We start from the raw sequence: 18,836 nt of genomic DNA on the forward strand, positions 1-18,836 counted from the left end.
GAAGCCTGAGTTGGAACCTGACAACTTAAATACCGCGAACATCATTTCCATAATTGCATTGATAGTCTCAATTCTTTCAGGGCTGGCGGTTGCTTTTTTCTCCGCATGGATTACGTCAAAATACCAAAGCAAAATAAAAGCGATGGACTCTAGAAAAAAATTAATTGAAGATTTTTATGGCCCTTTGCTATCAATTCTTACTGAAAATGAAATGCTATACAAAGAATTTGGTCCCAATAAGTTTATAGGACGAACTGCTGAAGTAGCTAATGCTAAAGGAGAAACATGGAATTCACTGAAAGATAAAGTAGTAAAACCTAACCTTATGCAAATTAGGCAACTAATTCAAAAACATTGGCTTCAGTCTGAGGCAGAAAATAAAAACCACCTCAAAGAGCTATTTTTTCACTGTTCCGCCTTCTGTGAATATGATGACTCTCCAAATGAGATGTACTCAAAATACAAATACAAGCCTGAATGGAATACATTAATCAAAAATGAATCTGACAGTTTAAAAAAGGAAACAAAATAATGAGTAGTAGTATTTACTGGCTTAGGAAGCAACTAGACCAAAGCTCAAAGTTTATAGTTATAGATGAAAATATTGGAGAGTTTGAATTTCAAGGTAAGACTTTAAAAGTTTATTGTCCTACAACAAGTGAATATGAAATTAACGTAGATGTTGTTTTGAGTGCATTAAGAAAAGGCGCTGACATCGTTACTTACCCGACAACATGGTGCAAAGCCACAAGAGAAGCTATTACTCACGGAAAATCTCTCAGCATAGAGGTGATACCCTTTGGTAAATTCTTAGAGGACTATAGAAATTAATAATACTGAATTTTATCTTTTTGGTTCCTTCCTAAAAACACCTAACTTTAAAGATATTGATGTTTTGATTGTTGTACCTGATGTTTGTGATCTAGAGGGAGCTAATAAATATATATCGTCACTAAAAGCAAAATACGCTTCTTCTATGGTCCATACTCATATCTATATAAAAAGTGAATTTTTAAACCCTAGAAACAAGTTTTCTTACAAAGATGTCAATCATCAAATAACGTCAGAGGAGTTCGTCGAATTGTTCAAAGTTAAACGTCCTCTATAATGGAATGGCTACTGAATCAATATGAGACAAACTAATCAACAATCTCACTTTTTATTAGATTGTTTCTTTTTCTATTAGAATGTCTCATTTTTTAATAGCAGAATACATTTTACGCGTATTGCCCAGCGGCAAATCCACAGCTCCACGCGTATTGGAAATTATAGCCTCCTAGCCAACCCGTTACATCGGTCACTTCACCAATAAAGTATAAACCTTTGGCTTTTTTAGCCTCAAATGTTTTTGAGCTTAGCTCATCGGTATCTACACCACCTAAAGTCACTTCTGCGGTTCTGTAACCCTCAGTACCATTTGGCTTAATTTGCCACGCATGAATATAATCAGCAAGCGCATCAATTTGGCTATGCGTTAGCTGATTAATATTGCAATCAGGAATAGCTTTACTGTTATGGAGTATTTCAACAAAACGCTTAGGAAGGATAGTAGCGAGGCTATTTTTTAACGATTTTTGCGCTTGCGTTTCTCGCCAATCGGCTAGCTGTTGCTTTAAATCGAGTTCAGGTAATAAATTGATCGTCACCGCCTGACCTGCTCGCCAAAATGAGCTTATTTGTAATATGGCAGGCCCGGATAAGCCGCGGTGAGTAAATAGAATATTCTCTTTAAATACAGTACCATCTTCGCTTGCAACTTCACAAGGAATACTAATGCCAGAAAGCCCTTCAAAACGCTCTTTATCGTGTTGATGTAAGGTAAAGGGAACTAAAGCAGCCATCGTCGGCAATACCTTTAAACCAAATTGCTCTGCAATTTTATAACCTATTGGCGTCGCGCCAAGTTTAGGCATAGTTAAACCGCCCGATGCGACAACTAACGACTCGCAGGTCAGAGTTTCTTGCTCAGTTGTGACACTGTAACCTGTTGCTGTTTTAGCTACATTTAACACTTCGCTGCGTAGTTTAATTGTAACGCCAGCCCACTCACATTCGGTTAGTAAAATATCAACAATGTCTTGTGCGCTATTGTCACAAAATAATTGTCCCAATGTTTTATGGTGATACGCCAAACCATGTCGGTCTACAAGCTCTACAAAGTCATGTTGGGTATAACGACTTAAGCACGACTTTACAAAATGGGGATTAGTGCATAAATAGTTATTAGGGCTCGCATTTTCGTTAGTAAAATTACATCGCCCGCCACCACTAATTAAAATTTTACGTCCTGGCTTTTTACCCATATCAAGCACTGTAACACTTCGGCCGCGATATCCTGCTTGTGCTGCACACATTAAACCTGCAGCTCCGGCACCGATCACTATCACATCAAGGTGAGTCATTTGGTCATCTCTTAAAAACTTTGGTGAATTATAACAAAGTTTCGGTAACAACAAGATAGCTGTTATATTGTTTTTAATTTATCAATAAAGATTAAATAATGATAAAAAACACCAAAAAAATCTAATACATTAGGATCGTCAACATAATAAAAACAAATACAAAACGACTGAAAGCTTACTAAATTCACGGTTATAACTAAATGAGATAGGCACATACGTATTTAATATTTCAAAATTATTAACAGATCATTTACCTTTGTACCCGCTTTGTGGCTTTCCACAAATAATAATAAAACTAAGGGTAATTATGACTTCTAATAATTCATTTAAAAAATGCGCTGTTGCGCTAACAATAAGTACACTATTTGCAGCCAGCTCAAGCATGGCAAATCCAGCACAAGCAATCGCACCATCAATGGCTGAAACCTCAGTTAAAATGCAAAATCAAAGTGGGTTTGAAACTCAGTTCATTATCAAATATAAAAATAATAGCGATATGATGAACGTATCAACAGCTGAAGCATCGCCTGCAATGATGAACAAAAAAGCGCAAAGCTTTGTAAAAAACTTCACCTCAAAAAAAGGTAAAGTTAAAGCTAAATATATCCGCGCAATGGCATTAAATGATCATCACGTAATGCGTGCCGACAAAAAGCTCAATGCTGAAGAAGCACAACAGTTTATGCAAGAAATGGTCAATTCAGGCAATGTTGAATACATTGAAGTCGATCAAATGTTAAAGCCATTTGCAACACCAAACGACCCTCGTTATGGCGACCAATGGCATTACTATGAGCAAGCCGGTGGCCTAAATCTACCAACAGCCTGGGATACTGCTACAGGTAGCGGCGTGGTTGTAGCTGTTCTTGATACTGGTTACCGCCCACATGTTGATTTAAACGCCAATATTTTACCTGGCTACGATATGATCTCTAATCTATCAGTCGCTAATGATGGCAATGGCCGTGATAACGATGCTCGCGATCCAGGGGATGCTGTTGCAGCCGGAGAATGTGGTGATAATGGAGCACAAGGCTCTAGCTGGCATGGTACTCACGTAGCAGGCACAGTCGCTGCTGTGACTAATAATGGTGAAGGCGTTGCTGGTGTTGCTTACGACGCCAAAGTAGTGCCAGTACGTGTATTAGGTAAATGTGGCGGCTTGACCTCAGATATTGCTGACGGCATTATTTGGGCTTCAGGCGGAAACGTATCAGGTACATCGACAAACCCAAACCCTGCAGATGTTATAAACATGAGTTTAGGTGGTGCAGGTACATGTAGCTCAACGACTCAAAATGCGATTAATACTGCACGTAACAACGGCTCTGTTGTTGTAATAGCTGCAGGTAACGATAACGATAATTCTGCAAACTACAACCCGGGTAACTGTAATGGAGTTGTTAATGTTGCATCAGTTGGTCGTAACGGTGGCCGCGCATATTACTCAAATTATGGTAGCAATATTGATGTAGCAGCACCGGGTGGCGCACAAAATTTTGCTAATGATTCTGAAGGTGTTTTATCTACTTACAACTCAGGCTCAACAACACCATCAAGCGACAGCTATGGTTTTTCGCAAGGTACATCAATGGCCGCCCCTCATGTTGCAGGTGTAGCAGCGTTAATCAAACAAGCAAAACCAAACGCGACACCTGATGAAATAGAAAATATTTTAAAAACAACAACTCGTGCATTCCCAGCAACTTGTACTAACTGTGGCACAGGCATTGTTGATGCTGCCGCTGCTGTTGCAGCAGCCTCTGGTGGTACACCACCGCCAACATCAGGTGATAATGAGCTTATTGATGGGCAAGCGAAAACAGGCTTAAGCGGTGCGACAAGTACACAAAACTTTTACACTATGACAGTCCCAAGCGGTGCTACTAATGTAACTTTCACAATGAGTGGTGGTACAGGTGATGCTGACTTGTATGTACGTGCTGGTAGTAAACCGACAACAAGCACTTATGATTGCCGTCCTTACAATGAAGGTAACAGTGAAGAGTGTTCTATCGATAACCCAACTTCAGGTACTTATCATATAATGCTAAACGGCTACTCAGCCTACACTGGCGTTAGTTTAGTCGGTAACATCACAGGCGGTTCAGACTCAGGCACACCACAAGCGGGTGGCGGTACAGTATCTGATGTTTCTGCAACAGCAGGTCAGTGGAAGCATTACACGCTAGAAGTTCCTGCTGGCATGGCTAACTTTACTGTAACAACATCAGGTGGCACTGGTGATGCTGACTTATTTGTAAAATTTGGTAGTCAGCCAACCAGCTCAAGCTATGATTGCCGCCCATTTAAAACTGGTAACGCCGAAACATGTACATTTAGCAACCCTCAAGCAGGCACATGGCATTTAAGTGTTAATGCGTATCAAACCTTCTCAGGTTTAACGCTAAGTGGTCAATACCAGCCATAGTCCATCTACTCTTTTAATAAAAAGCCGATATATATGTATCGGCTTTTTTACTGATAAACGCAGATTAGTTATAGTTTAGCTAAAACGACTTCAGCGCTACTTATTACAAATTCTTTTTCTTGCTCGACAAATAATTGGTTAACAACACCACTATCTACAACCATAGCGTAACGTTTCGAGCGCAAACCACCAAAGCCTGCGGTATCTTTTTCAAGACCTAAAGCACGAGTAAAACTGGCATCGCCGTCTGCCAGCATATCTATATGCTCTGCATTTTGTGACTCACCCCATGCTTTCATCACAAATGCATCATTTACCGATACACAGTAGATAGCGTTAATACCCTTAGCCTTAATTTTATCGGCTAGCGCGATATAACCAGGCAAATGAGCATTCGAACAAGTGGGTGTAAAAGCACCAGGCACCGCAAATAACACAACTTTTTTATCTGTAAATAATTCATTATTAGTGAGTGTTTGCATACCTTTATCACTAAGCTGAGATAAATTTACTGCAGGTATTGTCTGACCTAGCTCTATCATATTAATTCCTTAGGGTAATTAAATAGTCTTTTAGCATACAGATTAATATTTAATTCGTCTTCGATTAATCGCTGTTGTTATCTAAACCTAAACCTTCTTTAATAGATGTCATTTGCAACTCTAATTGCGAGCCTATATCAGCAACTAATTCACTCGACTCACTTACTTGGCTTTTCATATCATGCATTGATAGAGTAAAGTCACTAAGGAAATTACTTTGTTGTTTAGCCAATTCCATTGCATCAATCGCAACTTTATTAGCCTGCTGCGCATTATCTGCAACTCCTTCAGAGTTTGCTTTAAGCTCTTGAGCATTTGCAGTTTGTAACTGTGCATCCTCAGTTAATGCATTGATTTGTTTATAGACTTCTTGAGAGTTTTCGCTTAGTAGCGCCAATTGATCATTAATCTCTTTTAACGAACCTTGAGTCTGCATAGCTAATTGCCTTACCTCATCAGCAACCACGGCAAAACCTCGACCTTGCTCACCTGCTCTTGCTGATTCAATCGCAGCATTGAGCGCGAGTAAGTTTGTTTGCTCAGCGATGGTACGTATGACCGTAATAATATTGCTTACTCCCTGTACCCCGCTCAGTAATTCCTGAACACTATGCATACCTTGCTCAATTCGCTGCTGTGTATCAGAACTGGCATTAAGCATACTTTTGGCAAAACCAACACTTTGTTGCATTGCTTCATAAGTACTTTGAGCATTTTCAGCAGCTTGAGCATTGATATGATTAACCTGCTCGCCAAGTTGCTGAATATTAAGAAGCAGTTCTTCATTGTGATTTACCTGCTGATAACTCGCATTACTTTTTTGACCTATCGTGTATAAATGCCCACTCATCTGCTGCATGAAATCACTGACTACATTAAGCATATCTGCTCTTTCTTGCGCTTCCAAACGCTGGCGTTCAATTAACTGGTTAAAATACTGCGCTATTTCACCCACCTCTGTTTTAGGGTTATTCACTGTAATATTTTTTAACTCATTACTTTCGATTAAGAATGCAAACCCATCTCGCAGTTGTCGTAAAGGTTGTAAAACCTGTTTACGTTGCACCCAATAAACACCAAAAGCTAATATTACTAGTCCACCTATTGCTATTCCAAACACCCAGAACACTTGTTGCTTTACGGTATCTTGCTGCGCTTTTAATGTTTGCTCTGCCTCAATCACTGTATTTGATAGTAAGCTAATTTGTTCGCGTAACTCATTTGTTCCTGAACGACGTAGTTTTGATTGCGATAAAGTACTGCTTAAATCACGCAGATAACGTTTAGGCCAACTCACCAACTCTGCTTTTATTTCAGCAGCCAAATCTTCAGGTTCTTCATCTACAAATAAAGCAAATTCATCAACCTCAGTCATTACTCCTAAGTTAGGTAGCTGCTCAATTTTTACAGCTAGTAAGTTTAGGGTTTTTATACTTTGTTGCAGGTTTTTCTCTATCTCAGGTTGGTAATTATTTAGCAGCTGATAAGTCGATAGTGATAAATTAACCACTTCACTGTAATAATCACTCGCTAATTTATTGTAGCTAAGAGCGTTACTGGCTTGCGTTGATGCTTTTTGCGCATAATTCATAAGTGAAGAGGCTGAGCCGGCCATTTGTCTAAGCGCGTTATCTAACAGCGCAGTTTCATTGCCAGAGAGTTTTCCAAGTGATCTGTATTTACCATTAATATCTGTATCTAATAAAGTTAATTGTTCAGCTAAACGAGCTTCTAACTCATGAGGAAGCACCGTTAACTGTTGCGCTTTAAGTTGCTCAATCAAGGTAGATGATTGTTTTAAGTATTGGCTATTACCTTGCGCTAAGTAACTCTCTAATTGATTGGCAAGCTCAACCATTATGCTATTTTTTAAATGGCTGTATGCGCTATCTTGTTGCTGAAGCTTTAGTAATGTATGGCTTGCCCATAACAAGGTCGCGGCTAGAAGGATACTTGCAAATGTTAGTAAAATGGCTAGTAAACGGGTAAAAAATGATACACGCATAAATATATCTCAAAACTGAAATACACATAGAGTATTGAATTTTTATGACATATTTATGTAACAAGAGTAATAAGGATAAATACGTGAGGGAATTAGACTTAAAGGTAGTTAGACAGGATGTAAAATGACAATTTATCTAAGTAAATAAAAAACCGCGTTTAAACGCGGTTTTTTTATTAATTAAGCTTTTATTTAAAGGCCTGCACGGTCTTTAATAATAGGGATTAAAGGTGAGCCTGCATGATTTGCCTCAGCCCAAGCAATATCTGCACCGTCTTCAAGTGAGCTCTTAGATAAGTTTTTAACAATGTACTCGCCTGTATCAACTGCATTACTTGCAACAGCATGACGCAATAAGTTATTACCATTACAAAAAACTGCATCATAGATATTACGAACTTTCACACGTGAACTTTTTAATTTGCTACGTAGACGGTTTTTATCATCACCAGCAATGTATTCACAAACTGAAACAGCTAACTGGTCATTAGCGCTTGCAGGCGCAGTATAAGCAAACGAACCCGCTGCAATAGCAGCAATTACAACTAGTTTCGGTAATTTAATCATTGATTGGACACCCTATATTAATACTTTTTTCGTACTCGACTGTTTAATATTGTACCAACACGCTCAGATTTTGGCAATAATGTTAAGAGACTTTATTCAAAGTTACGAATTTATAACTATATTTATTTTTCTCATCAGGCGCCATCAACATTTCATCTTCAATTTGCCAATTTGCAACACTTTGGTAATCAGGAAACTGTGTATCCCCTTCTACATCTAAGTCTATAAAGGTTAGATATAAGCGATGTGCTTGCTCTAAGAACTGTTGATAGATGTTTCCACCACCAATAATCATCACTTCGGCAATATCATTAACAAGCTCAAGTGCAGCTTCAGGAGTAGTTACAGTTTCAATTCCTGGTGCTTGATATTCAGTATTGCGAGTAATAATAATATTACGACGCCCAGGTAGCGGCCTACCTATCGATTCAAATGTTTTACGCCCCATAATAACGGGCTTACCAGAAGTTACTTTTTTAAAGTGCTGAAGGTCGCCAGGTAAGTGCCATGGCATTTTATTATCTAAGCCAATGACACGATTGTTTGCCATTGCTGCAATCATTGAAATTATCACACTAAATACCCAATACTTTATTATTAATCAAAGAAAAAGGAGCGTTAGCTCCTTTTAAATATATACAATTATAGTTAACGCTCGTAGACAACTTCTACGTCGTAATCATCTTCATCCCAATCATCCCAGTCATCATCATCGCCTTTAGTGGCTTTTTGATGGTAGGTATCCCACTTAAATTCAACTTCTTCATCTGCAACTTCAACAAATTTTTCTTTAGGCATGTTATCAAGTAGCGTCATGATGTCGTGAATTAATGGCTGAGTATTTAATTTATTAATTGCAGCAATACTATAAGTATTTTCAGACTCACCTAACTCTTCTGCAATTTGCTCACATAGAGATTTGGCTTCATCTTCAGGCAATAAATCAATTTTATTAAATACCAACCAGCGCGGCTTTTCAGCAAGCTTAGGACTGTACTGATGTAGCTCATTGATAATTGCAAAAGCATTATCAACAGGGTTTGAGCCATCAACTGGCATAACATCAATAATGTGTAATAACACACGACAGCGCTCTAAATGCTTTAAGAAACGAATACCTAAGCCTGCGCCGTCCGATGCACCTTCAATTAAGCCAGGAATATCGGCGATGACAAATGACTTATTTGCTTCAGGACGAACAACACCTAAATTGGGGATAAGCGTAGTGAATGGATAATCTGCTACCTTTGGTTTTGCAGCCGATACACTGCGAATAAAGGTTGATTTACCGGCATTAGGTAAACCCAGTAAACCTACATCAGCGAGTAGCATTAGCTCTAATTTAAGGTTACGCACTTCACCAGGTGTTCCGAGTGTTTTTTGACGTGGGGCACGGTTAGTACTTGATTTAAAACGCGCATTCCCCAAGCCATGGAAACCGCCTTTTGCAACCACAATTCGTTGACCATCTTGGGTTAAATCCCCTAATGATTCTTGCGTATCAACATCAATGATACGTGTACCTACCGGCACTTTTACAATCAGATCTTCACCTTTTTTACCGGTACAATTACGGCTTTGACCGTTAGTACCACGTTCTGCTCTATGAAAACGCTCAAATTGATAGTCAATAAGGGTATTTAAGTTTTCATCAGCTTGTAGATAAACACTACCACCGTCTCCACCGTCACCGCCATCAGGTCCACCATCTGGAACATATTTCTCACGACGAAAAGACACGATGCCGCTGCCACCGTCACCAGCTTCTGCGCGAATTTCTACTTCATCTACAAACTTCATGATTACTCACTTTAGGGATTGGCTTGTTAATAACTCTATTATATACCTAAGTGGCCTATAGAGCACACTGAGCATAAAAACACTTAGGTATATATTTAGAGCTGCCTAAAACAAAAAACCCCGCAAAGGCGGGGTTTTTAACTACCTTACTGATTACTCAGCTACGATAGTTACGTATTTACGGTTTAAAGGACCTTTTTGTTCAAACTGAACTTTACCATCTGCTTTTGCGAAGATAGTGTGGTCTTTACCGATACCTACGTTTGCGCCTGGGTGGAAACGAGTTCCACGCTGACGAACAATGATGCTACCCGCTAGAACTGATTCGCCACCAAAACGCTTAACACCTAGGCGTTTGCTTTCTGAATCACGACCGTTACGAGTACTACCAGCTGCTTTTTTATGTGCCATTTCTAAGTACCTCTAATTAAGCGCTAATGCTAGTGATTTTAACTTCAGTGAACCATTGACGATGGCCCATTTGCTTACGAGAATGCTTACGGCGTCTAAATTTAACAACCTTAATTTTCTCACCGCGACCGTGTGAAACAACCTCAGCTGTTACTTTACCACCGTTTACGAACGGTACACCAATCTCGATCTTCTCACCATCAGCAACTAAAAGTACTGAATCAAATTCCACTGCCGCACCAGTTTCAACGTCTAATTTTTCAAGACGAATCGTTTGACCTTCAGTCACACGATGCTGTTTACCACCACTTTGGAAAACCGCGTACATAATTAACTCCGTCTGTGCACCCTCAAATCGGCGCAACTAAAATATTCTTCGATAGGGCGCGAAGTTTACGCTAACGCGAAATAACTAGCAAGCCTATTTTTATAATTAAATGAATAAAAAGTAGCTACATTGAGGGCAATTCAATATTTCCCCTATTTTATATGAAAATCCCCCTTTGCCAAGCGCTTTTTAACGGTTACAGAAAATAAATTTGTAATAACAAAGCAAGCCCATGTAGTTCAATTAACCGCCAGGGGTGATTCAAAATTAAACCACGCCGTTTAATCATTTATTCAGCTAGTTAATAGGTCATTTAACCTACTTAAGGGTGTTTTTTTAAGGAATCATCACAAAATATCGAGCTGATGCGTTTTTTGTTGTACAATCTGCGCCGTTCACACATTAAAATTGGCTCGGAGATCAATGGATATAAAAGCTATCCAGGCGTTAATCGAAAGCGATATGAATGACGTCAATCAACTAATACATGCGCAAATGCGCTCAGATGTGGCGTTAGTTAATCAACTTGGTTTGTATATTGTTAACAGCGGTGGCAAACGTGTTCGCCCCATGTTAGCTATTTTGGCGGCTAAAGCGCTAGGTTACCAAGGCAAAGATCACATTACGCTAGCAACAATTATTGAATTTATTCATACCGCAACGCTTTTACATGACGATGTGGTAGATGAATCTAACTTGCGCCGTGGCACACCCACAGCAAATGCCGAGTTTGGTAATGCCGCAAGTGTCCTCGTGGGAGACTTTATTTATACTCGCTCGTTTCAGCTAATGGTAGGCCTTGGTAAAATGCAGATAATGCAAGTGTTGGCCGATGCAACCAATATTATTGCTGAAGGCGAAGTGCTGCAATTAATGAACTGTAATGACCCAGATACTACTGAAGCCAGTTATATGCAGGTTATTTACTCTAAAACCGCTAAGTTATTTGAAGCTGCAACCGGGCTAGCTGCCATTATAACTGAGCAAGATGACAGTGTATTAAACGCACTCAATTTGTACGGTATGCATTTAGGCACTGCTTTTCAGTTGGTGGATGATGTTTTAGATTACAACGCCGATGCCGACCAACTGGGTAAAAACATTGGTGATGACTTAGCTGAAGGCAAACCTACATTACCACTAATTTATGCCATGAAACACGGTAGCGAGCATCAAACACAGTTAATAAGAGATGCAATAGAGCACTGTAATGGTATGGCGCATCTAGATGAGATACTCGCTGCACTTAAACATACCAATGCCCTTGAGTTCACTATGCAAAAAGCAGAGCAAGAAGCAGAGAAAGCGATTGCTTGTTTAGATTGCTTAGCTGAGTCGAATTACAAGCAAGCATTAATTAGCTTAGCTAGAATAGCGGTTGATCGCGACCACTAAGTTATACTGTGTAGATAATTCCGAGCAATAAAAAAGCCTGCAAATGCAGGCTTTTTTTATGGGTTAATTTTGGCTATTACGCCATAAAATCAACACCTTCTTTAATGTCTTTTTTCAGAGTTTCAAGCATGTCATTTTTTGCTTGCTCTTCAAATGCGCTTAGTGTGCCGTAAGAAAGAATTTCTTCTACGCCATTTTTACCTAAACGTACTGGATGTGCGAAGTACTCTGCATCACCATTTTCAACAGCAACGTATGCATAATCTACAACGTCTTCACCTTGTAAGCCTTTAACTAAAGACATACAAAAACGTGCAGCAGCAGCACCCATTGATAATGTTGCAGAACCACCGCCCGCTTTAGCATTAACTACTTCAGTACCCGCATTTTGGATACGTGGAGTCAGTGCAGCCACTTCTTCATCAGTGAAAGTAACACCTTCAACTTGAGAAAGTAACGGTAGAATAGTTGTACCTGAGTGACCACCAATTACTGGAACTTTAACGCTTGCTACGTCAACGCCTTTAAGCTCAGCAATGAACGCTTCTGAACGGATCACATCGAGTGTTGTAATACCAAATACACGCTTAGCATCGTAAGTTCCTGCTTTTTTAAATACTTCAGCAACAATTGGTACAGTACCGTTAACTGGGTTAGTAATAATACCCACAAGCGCTTTAGGACAGTTAGCAACAATGCCTTCTGCTAATGTTTTGATGATACCAGCGTTAACATTAAATAAATCAGCACGATCCATACCAGGCTTACGTGGCATACCCGCTGGAATAAGAACGATATCACAGCCTGTTAGTGCCTTATCTAAATCGTCTGCACCAAAACCTGCAACTTTAACATCTGTTGGGATGTGAGAAAGGTCAACAGCAACACCAGGAACTACTGGCGCAACATCATATAGTGATAATTCAGAGCCAGCTGGTAAGCCTGTTTTTAATAATAAAGACAACGCTTGACCGATACCGCCTGCAGCACCTAATACAGCAACTTTCATTGGAATTCTCCGTGATTTGAGGTAGGAAATATTTGTGGTTCATAAGATAAAGAAATTAACGACTAAAAACAAATTTATCCTGCTTATTTTAGCTATATTTTCGACCATAGTTGTAAACTTTGCTGTTTAAACGCAGCAAAATGGCAACTTAAGCAAACATCTGCTGCATAATTATGCATTTTTGTGTAGAATTTGCAGTATCTATTACATAACTAATTAGACACTATGCAACCACAAGATAAACAAGAAGCATTGGTTAAAGCCTTTAAAGCACTTTTAAAAGAAGAAAACTTTGGCTCACAAGGCGAAATAGTTGATGCGTTAAAAGAGCAAGGCTTTGATAATATTAGCCAGAGTAAAGTGTCGCGAATGTTAAGTAAGTTTGGCGCGGTACGCACCCGTAATGCAAAACAAGAAATGGTATACTGTTTACCCGCTGAAATGGGGGTACCAACCGCTAAGAGCCCGTTGCGCCAGCTCGTTATTGATATTATGCATAACGAAATGATGATTATTATTCGCACCAGCCCTGGAGCTGCTCAACTCATTGCGCGTTTACTTGACTCATTAGGCAAAGCTGATGGCGTATTAGGCACTATTGCCGGCGATGATACTATTTTTATAGCACCAGCTAAAATCTCAGAAATAGACCTCACACTAGAGCGTGTTCGTATTTTATTTGATACGGTTTAATCACTAACGCTGTAATAAAGACGGCTATGAATAATACATAGCCGTTTTGTAATTGTTATAACTGCTTTAAAAATCGTACTGAGGGGGCAAAAAATGCAGAGCCCATATCCGCCTGAGTAAAATCAAGCCAGTGATCATAATTCTCTCCCTGCCCTAGTCGGCTAGTTAGCACTTTTTCGAATGCATCCCCTTTAGCAGAGCACGTAATCACTAACATACCTTGCTCATACACATCGCCATAAGGCATGCTTTGGTTAAGTAACAGTGCCTGACCTTGGTCATCTTTTAATTCACTGCGGGTCGCATGGCTGCTCTCAAGTGCGGGGCTGAGTAAGGTATTATCAAGGCGTGTGCGACCCATTATTTGCTCTTGTTCATGTAATGACAAATGCTGCCACAAGCTCAAGTCATGTTTGAAGCGCTGCACATGAATGTAACTACCTTGGTCTTCAAAACTATCCGGTTTGTTTATTAATGCCGTTACACGCTTTTGACGGCCATGTGGGGTATCGCCCGCATAAATAAAGCCATTAAAATCACGGCCATCTAAAAAGCGAAAATTACGAATTTGCTCCACCAGCTCAACATCAGGGGTGAATAGTTTGAGTATTTGTAGTGCAAACAAATGATTCACGTCTTCTCTGTCTGAGCGGATTTGCACAAACAAATCACATGGCCTTGCACTCATAACAAAGTCGCTATGGGTAATATTAGGAAAGCTTTGCAGCTCACTTGGCATGAAGTCAGGTAAAATATGTGGCCAATATTGCGCACCAATTGCCACCATGCAAGAAAGCATAGATTCAGAAAACTGATCACTAAACTCATCTTCAATATCGCTCACTTTTTTAAGCTTAGCGCGAAGTGATTCGTCGTGACCGTCAAGTACATTAAAAAATAAGTGCAAACCGTGTAAGTTTGCTTCAGCACAAATCCCTGATTGCGCTTGCACCATTGTTATTCCTTACTTTTTAGAGCAAAACACAGTGATTAATTACGATTCAAAAAAATTCACAGTGTGCGGTTTTATTTTTATTATAACCTGTTCATTAATTTCAAATGACTGGCCATACTGAGCTGCAACTTCTATTTCTTGTTCAGCAATAACCACAGTGTATACATAGGCAGAGCCGATGAAACGACTACTTAGTATTGTAACGCACTCACACTGCAGCAGCTCGTTATTGTTATTAGTGGCAAGCTCAAGCTGGTGTGGACGCACATAAATAACCCCCTTTTCAGCCACTGCGTGTTGCTGTGGCAGTATTGACTTAACCACACCAAACTGCGTTTCATATTCAGTGGCTGTTAATGCAGTTGCGCTTAAGTATATGCCCTGACCCAGAAATTCTGCAACCTCCTTTGAACTTGGTTTAGCAAAAAGCTGTTCTGGGGTGCCTTGCTGCGCAATTTTACCTTGGTGCATAACCGCAAGTGTATCTGAAAATGCAAACGCCTCTTCTTTTGAGTGAGTAACAAATACTGCCGACACTTGTTGAGCTTTAATAATACGTCTTATATCAGCGATTAACTCAAATCGGACTTGGGTATCAATATTAGAAAACGGCTCATCTAACAATAGTAAGCTGGGTTTATAAGCTAATGCACGCGCAATCGCTACCCGCTGCTGTTGACCACCTGAGAGTTGATGTGGATATCTATCTGCGCAGCCAACCAAGTGCACAAGTTTTAACATTTCATCCACGCGAGCCTGTTTATCCGTTTTGCTCATACCGCTTAGACCAAAGCCAATATTATTCGCCACCGTTAAATGTGGGAACAATGCGTAGTCTTGAAACATCATGCCAATATTACGATGCTCTGGTGACACAAACGTATTGGCGTCACTGACTAACTTACCATCAATAAATACCTGTCCTTGTTTGGCTTCAATTAACCCTGCAATGGCTTTAAGCGTGGTGGTTTTGCCGCAGCCACTGGCACCGAGTAAACACACTATTTCGTCTTTACCTAAGGTTAAGTCTAAATCATCTACAACCTTAGTCCCGTTATATGCATAGCTCACACCTTGTAAAATCAAACTACTCATTTAACTACGTTGCTCCATTGAACGATTAATAAAATATAACGGAATAAAACCTACCACCACTATAAATAAAGCTGATATGGAGGCCAGCTCTAATTGTTCATCGCTAACATATTGAAACACGTGCGTAGCTAAACTTTCAAAATCAAAAGGCCTTAGCAGTAAGGCTGCGGGCAGCTCTTTCATACACTCAATAAATACCAATAAACCAGCGGTTAATAAGCCTCGGCGTAATAAAGGCAAATGCACTAAGCGTAATGTGTGGCCTTGGCTTTTCCCCATTGACTGACTTGCCATATCAAGCGAGGGGCTAATGCGTGAAAAGCTCGACTCTATAGCACCATGAGCCACGGCGTAAAACCGCACTATATAAGCAAAAATAATAGTGAGTAAGCTGCCAGTCAGTAATAGACCAATATCTAAATCATAAGGAGTCAGAATGCGGTTAATAGTATTTTCTAATAGGGTGAGTGGCAACAATACAGCAATCGCTAATACTGTCCCAGGGAGTGCATACCCGGTACTTGCTAAGCGCCCAGGTATAAGTGGGTTTGCTTGTTTTGCAATGCGCTGATAAAACACCACTAAAACACTCAAAACAATAGTCACTACACTCACTACTGCGGCCACTTTCAAACTTTGCCATGCATAGCTAAAAAATTCACTACTCCACGCTTGATCAAAATACGTGATTGCATACTTGAGCAAAACAACCATGGGAATAATAAATGAGATTATTAAAATAAGGCTACAAAACCCCGTTGCTAACCATGCAGACTTACCTTTAAGAATATAAAGTGCCTCACTGTTCACACTCGATTGACGTTCAAATACAGCTTGGTTACGACGGCTAAAACGCTCGGTGATCAATGCTAAGAATAGCAGTAACAACATCACCCCTGAAATTTTTGCTGCCGCAGTTAATGAGTAATAACCAAACCAAGTATCGTATACTGCGGTGGTTAATGTACTGACTGCAAAGTAGCTAACGGTAGCAAAATCAGCCATGGTTTCCATGCTGATCAAAGCCAGCGCAGCAACAATAGCACCACGAGAAAGCACCAAGCTTACTTTAAAAAAGCTTTTCCATGCACTTAATCCCATTAATTGGCTTGCTTGAACTAATTTAAAGGATTGTTCACGTAGTGCGGTTTTAAAAATTAAATATAAATACGGGTAGAGTACCAGCGCAATCATGATGATAGCCCCTGGCAAAGTGCGTATATCAAAAAACCAGTAATCATTGGGTGATTGCCAACCAAACCATTCTCTTAGTGTTATTTGTATCGGCCCCGCGTAGTCGAGTAAATCCGTGTACACATAAGCAATAATATAGGTAGGCATGGCAAGCGGCAGCATCAGTGCCCATTCAAACTGTTGTTTGCCAGGAAAACGGCAATAAGCGGTGAGCCAACCCAGTGGCAACGCAATCAGACAGCTAAGTAACCCTACACCTAAAACCAGCAATACGGTATTACTTATATAGTCCCACAGCACGGTATTCCACAGGTGAGTAAATACCTCTGAGTCGCCTTGTAAAGATTCTACTAGCAGAAAAAACAACGGGGTCGACAGTAATAACCCTGTCGACCACGCAATAAGCTGCCACTTCGACAGCTGAAATTTATAAGTCATTAAAGATCGAACTTCACCTCATCAATTAGCTTAAGGGCTAACGGACGATATTTGCTAATTTCATCAAGCGGTAAGCTGTCTTCCTTAAAGCTTCCCCATGATGCAACCAAACTTGAAAGCTTAACACCTGGCTTGACCGGGTACTCCATATTGAGCGAGGCATACATATTTTGCGCCTTATTGTCGGTCATATACTCTATAAGTTTCAAGGCATTTTCAGGGTTTTTAGCATACTTAGTAATTACCGCACCCGATACGTTAATATGCGAACCACGGTTAGTTTGGTTTGGAAAATTAATATTAACCGCATCTGCCCACGGTTTTTGCGCTTCATCTTGCAACATTTTACCTAAGTAGTAACTGTTACCTAAAGCTAAATTACATAAACCTTCTTTAACGGCTTTCACTTGCGCACGGTCATTTCCCTGCGGCTTACGCGCTAAATTCGCTTTTACACCCTCAAGCCATGTTTTAGTCTGTACTTCACCATGATGAGCAATCATAGAAGCCACTAACCCTAAATTATAAGGGTGTTTACCAGAGCGAGTACAAATTTGACCTTTATATTCAGGTTCGGCTAAATCTTCATAACTCAGCTCAGGTAATGGACCTAAACGCTCTTTTGAAGAGTAAACATTTCGCACTCGCTTAGTGAGCGCCACCCACTGACCATCGCCATCACGAAATGCAGCCGGCACATTATTATTAACCTGCTCACTATCAATTGTTTGCGTTAGCTTTAGCTCTTCTAACTGAATTAACGCACTAAAGTTAGAGGTTAATACTAAATCTGCTTTGCTGTGCTTGCCTTCACGCTTAACACGTTCTATTAAGCCTTTTTTAGCAAACACAACATTAGTTTTAATGCCTGTTTGCTGTGTAAAATCATCTAAAATAGGTTTAATTAAAAAAGGTTGTCTAAATGAGTAAATATTCACAACATCGGTTGCAACAGCAGGTGCTGAGACAATTAGTCCAACGACAAGCGCTAGTGTTTTTTTCATATTTTCTTACCTGACTAATAATTATTATCATTAATTTTACCGCGATGAACTAAAAAGTGCACACTTTATATAATTACTTAGTGATAAATACGCCCAAAAAAGAAAACCCTTGTAAGATATCTCTTACGCTTATGGCAGTAAATGAGTAAAAACACTCTGCATAACACTCCACAAACATAGCAAGCCATTGTATTTTAAGTGATTTATAAATATTTCATTTGTAAGAACATAAACCATAAGCGGTTTTATCCTACATTTACTGCAAATCACTCTCTATAATTAACCCATAAATAAGCAACGACGCTTACCGAGTAAATGGAAACGGATTAACTACTCGAATACCAAGGTTTGGTTTTTAGGATAACAGGGATTTAAGGACAGGCTCAGGATGAGTATCGCAATGGATTGTTGCACAAGGGATAGCATCAGGATGATGCATAATGGATAACAACATCGGAATAGTTGTTTATAAAGGATAGGGAACAAGAAGGACAGGCCCTTAGGGCAACACAACGGAATGGTAACAAAGGGAATGCACTCGGATGTGCAATAAGGATTGGTAATAGA

18 protein-coding genes are annotated in these 18,836 nt (G+C 39.7%); 5 read left to right on the plus strand and 13 right to left on the minus strand.

The annotated features are described in order from the left end of the window. The first annotated feature begins 10 nt into the window (after window positions 1–10). Window positions 11–532 (plus strand): hypothetical protein, encoded by a 522-nt coding sequence (locus tag FLM47_RS13230; protein ID WP_178956605.1) that lies wholly within the window; start codon window positions 11–13, stop codon window positions 530–532. Beyond that, complete coding sequence (locus FLM47_RS13235) at window positions 532–831, plus strand: hypothetical protein (protein WP_178956606.1); 300 nt, start codon at window positions 532–534, stop codon at window positions 829–831. The genes FLM47_RS13230 and FLM47_RS13235 overlap by 1 nt, the downstream gene beginning before the upstream one ends. 386 nt (window positions 832–1,217) lie before the next feature. On the opposite strand, the gene FLM47_RS13240 is transcribed toward FLM47_RS13235, so the two are convergent. Beyond that, a complete protein-coding gene (locus tag FLM47_RS13240; RefSeq protein ID WP_178956607.1) occupies window positions 1,218–2,402 on the minus strand; it encodes an NAD(P)/FAD-dependent oxidoreductase in 1,185 nt (394 codons plus the stop codon). A 307-nt stretch (window positions 2,403–2,709) separates the two neighbouring features. On the opposite strand from FLM47_RS13240, the gene FLM47_RS13245 reads away from it, so the two are divergent. Further along, window positions 2,710–4,833: a S8 family peptidase gene (locus tag FLM47_RS13245; protein WP_178956608.1), complete on the plus strand. Its 2,124-nt coding sequence runs from the start codon at window positions 2,710–2,712 to the stop codon at window positions 4,831–4,833. 68 nt (window positions 4,834–4,901) lie between these two features. On the opposite strand, the gene FLM47_RS13250 is transcribed toward FLM47_RS13245, so the two are convergent. The 7 genes from FLM47_RS13250 to rplU form a co-directional block, all read right to left on the minus strand. Beyond that, complete coding sequence (locus tag FLM47_RS13250; protein ID WP_178956609.1) at window positions 4,902–5,375, minus strand: peroxiredoxin; 474 nt, start codon at window positions 5,373–5,375, stop codon at window positions 4,902–4,904. Between the two features lie 64 nt (window positions 5,376–5,439). Further along, window positions 5,440–7,380, minus strand: a complete 1,941-nt coding sequence (locus FLM47_RS13255; RefSeq protein ID WP_178956610.1) for a methyl-accepting chemotaxis protein — start codon at window positions 7,378–7,380, stop codon at window positions 5,440–5,442. A 192-nt stretch (window positions 7,381–7,572) separates the two neighbouring features. After that, complete coding sequence (locus FLM47_RS13260) at window positions 7,573–7,947, minus strand: DUF3718 domain-containing protein (RefSeq protein WP_010391650.1); 375 nt, start codon at window positions 7,945–7,947, stop codon at window positions 7,573–7,575. An 82-nt stretch (window positions 7,948–8,029) separates the two neighbouring features. Next, window positions 8,030–8,521, minus strand: coding sequence for a type 3 dihydrofolate reductase (gene folA / locus FLM47_RS13265; RefSeq protein ID WP_171039647.1), 492 nt, complete (start codon window positions 8,519–8,521; stop codon window positions 8,030–8,032). Between the two features lie 74 nt (window positions 8,522–8,595). Then, window positions 8,596–9,747 (minus strand): Obg family GTPase CgtA, encoded by a 1,152-nt coding sequence (cgtA, locus tag FLM47_RS13270; RefSeq protein WP_178956611.1) that lies wholly within the window; start codon window positions 9,745–9,747, stop codon window positions 8,596–8,598. Between the two features lie 153 nt (window positions 9,748–9,900). Then, window positions 9,901–10,158 (minus strand): 50S ribosomal protein L27, encoded by a 258-nt coding sequence (gene rpmA / locus FLM47_RS13275; RefSeq protein WP_008114963.1) that lies wholly within the window; start codon window positions 10,156–10,158, stop codon window positions 9,901–9,903. A gap of 16 nt (window positions 10,159–10,174) precedes the next feature. Then, complete coding sequence (rplU, locus tag FLM47_RS13280; protein ID WP_138609006.1) at window positions 10,175–10,486, minus strand: 50S ribosomal protein L21; 312 nt, start codon at window positions 10,484–10,486, stop codon at window positions 10,175–10,177. Window positions 10,487–10,909: 423 nt separating this feature from the next. Between rplU and ispB the strand changes: the two genes are divergently transcribed. Beyond that, complete coding sequence (ispB, locus tag FLM47_RS13285) at window positions 10,910–11,881, plus strand: octaprenyl diphosphate synthase (RefSeq protein ID WP_138764886.1); 972 nt, start codon at window positions 10,910–10,912, stop codon at window positions 11,879–11,881. 76 nt (window positions 11,882–11,957) lie between these two features. Here the strand turns inward: ispB and mdh are convergent, their stop codons facing one another. Next, window positions 11,958–12,890: a malate dehydrogenase gene (gene mdh / locus FLM47_RS13290; protein WP_008466462.1), complete on the minus strand. Its 933-nt coding sequence runs from the start codon at window positions 12,888–12,890 to the stop codon at window positions 11,958–11,960. Between the two features lie 225 nt (window positions 12,891–13,115). Between mdh and argR the strand changes: the two genes are divergently transcribed. Beyond that, the gene (argR, locus tag FLM47_RS13295) at window positions 13,116–13,583 is read left to right on the plus strand and encodes a transcriptional regulator ArgR (RefSeq protein ID WP_008466460.1); all 468 of its coding nucleotides are present in this window, start codon (window positions 13,116–13,118) and stop codon (window positions 13,581–13,583) included. A 55-nt stretch (window positions 13,584–13,638) separates the two neighbouring features. On the opposite strand, the gene FLM47_RS13300 is transcribed toward argR, so the two are convergent. From FLM47_RS13300 to FLM47_RS13315, 4 genes are read right to left on the minus strand one after another with little or no spacing between them, the layout of a single operon-like run. Further along, complete coding sequence (locus FLM47_RS13300; protein WP_138764887.1) at window positions 13,639–14,538, minus strand: Dyp-type peroxidase; 900 nt, start codon at window positions 14,536–14,538, stop codon at window positions 13,639–13,641. Window positions 14,539–14,577: 39 nt separating this feature from the next. Further along, the gene (locus FLM47_RS13305; protein WP_138764888.1) at window positions 14,578–15,633 is read right to left on the minus strand and encodes an ABC transporter ATP-binding protein; all 1,056 of its coding nucleotides are present in this window, start codon (window positions 15,631–15,633) and stop codon (window positions 14,578–14,580) included. Further along, a complete protein-coding gene (locus FLM47_RS13310; protein WP_178956612.1) occupies window positions 15,634–17,265 on the minus strand; it encodes an iron ABC transporter permease in 1,632 nt (543 codons plus the stop codon). Further along, on the minus strand, window positions 17,265–18,269 hold the full coding sequence (locus FLM47_RS13315; RefSeq protein ID WP_178956613.1) for a Fe(3+) ABC transporter substrate-binding protein: 1,005 nt from the start codon (window positions 18,267–18,269) through the stop codon (window positions 17,265–17,267). Before FLM47_RS13315 ends, FLM47_RS13310 begins: the two co-directional genes overlap by 1 nt. Window positions 18,270–18,836: the final 567 nt, after the last annotated feature.

The sequence above is a fragment of the Pseudoalteromonas sp. Scap06 genome (assembly GCF_013394165.1).
Classification (GTDB): Bacteria; Pseudomonadota; Gammaproteobacteria; order Enterobacterales; family Alteromonadaceae; genus Pseudoalteromonas.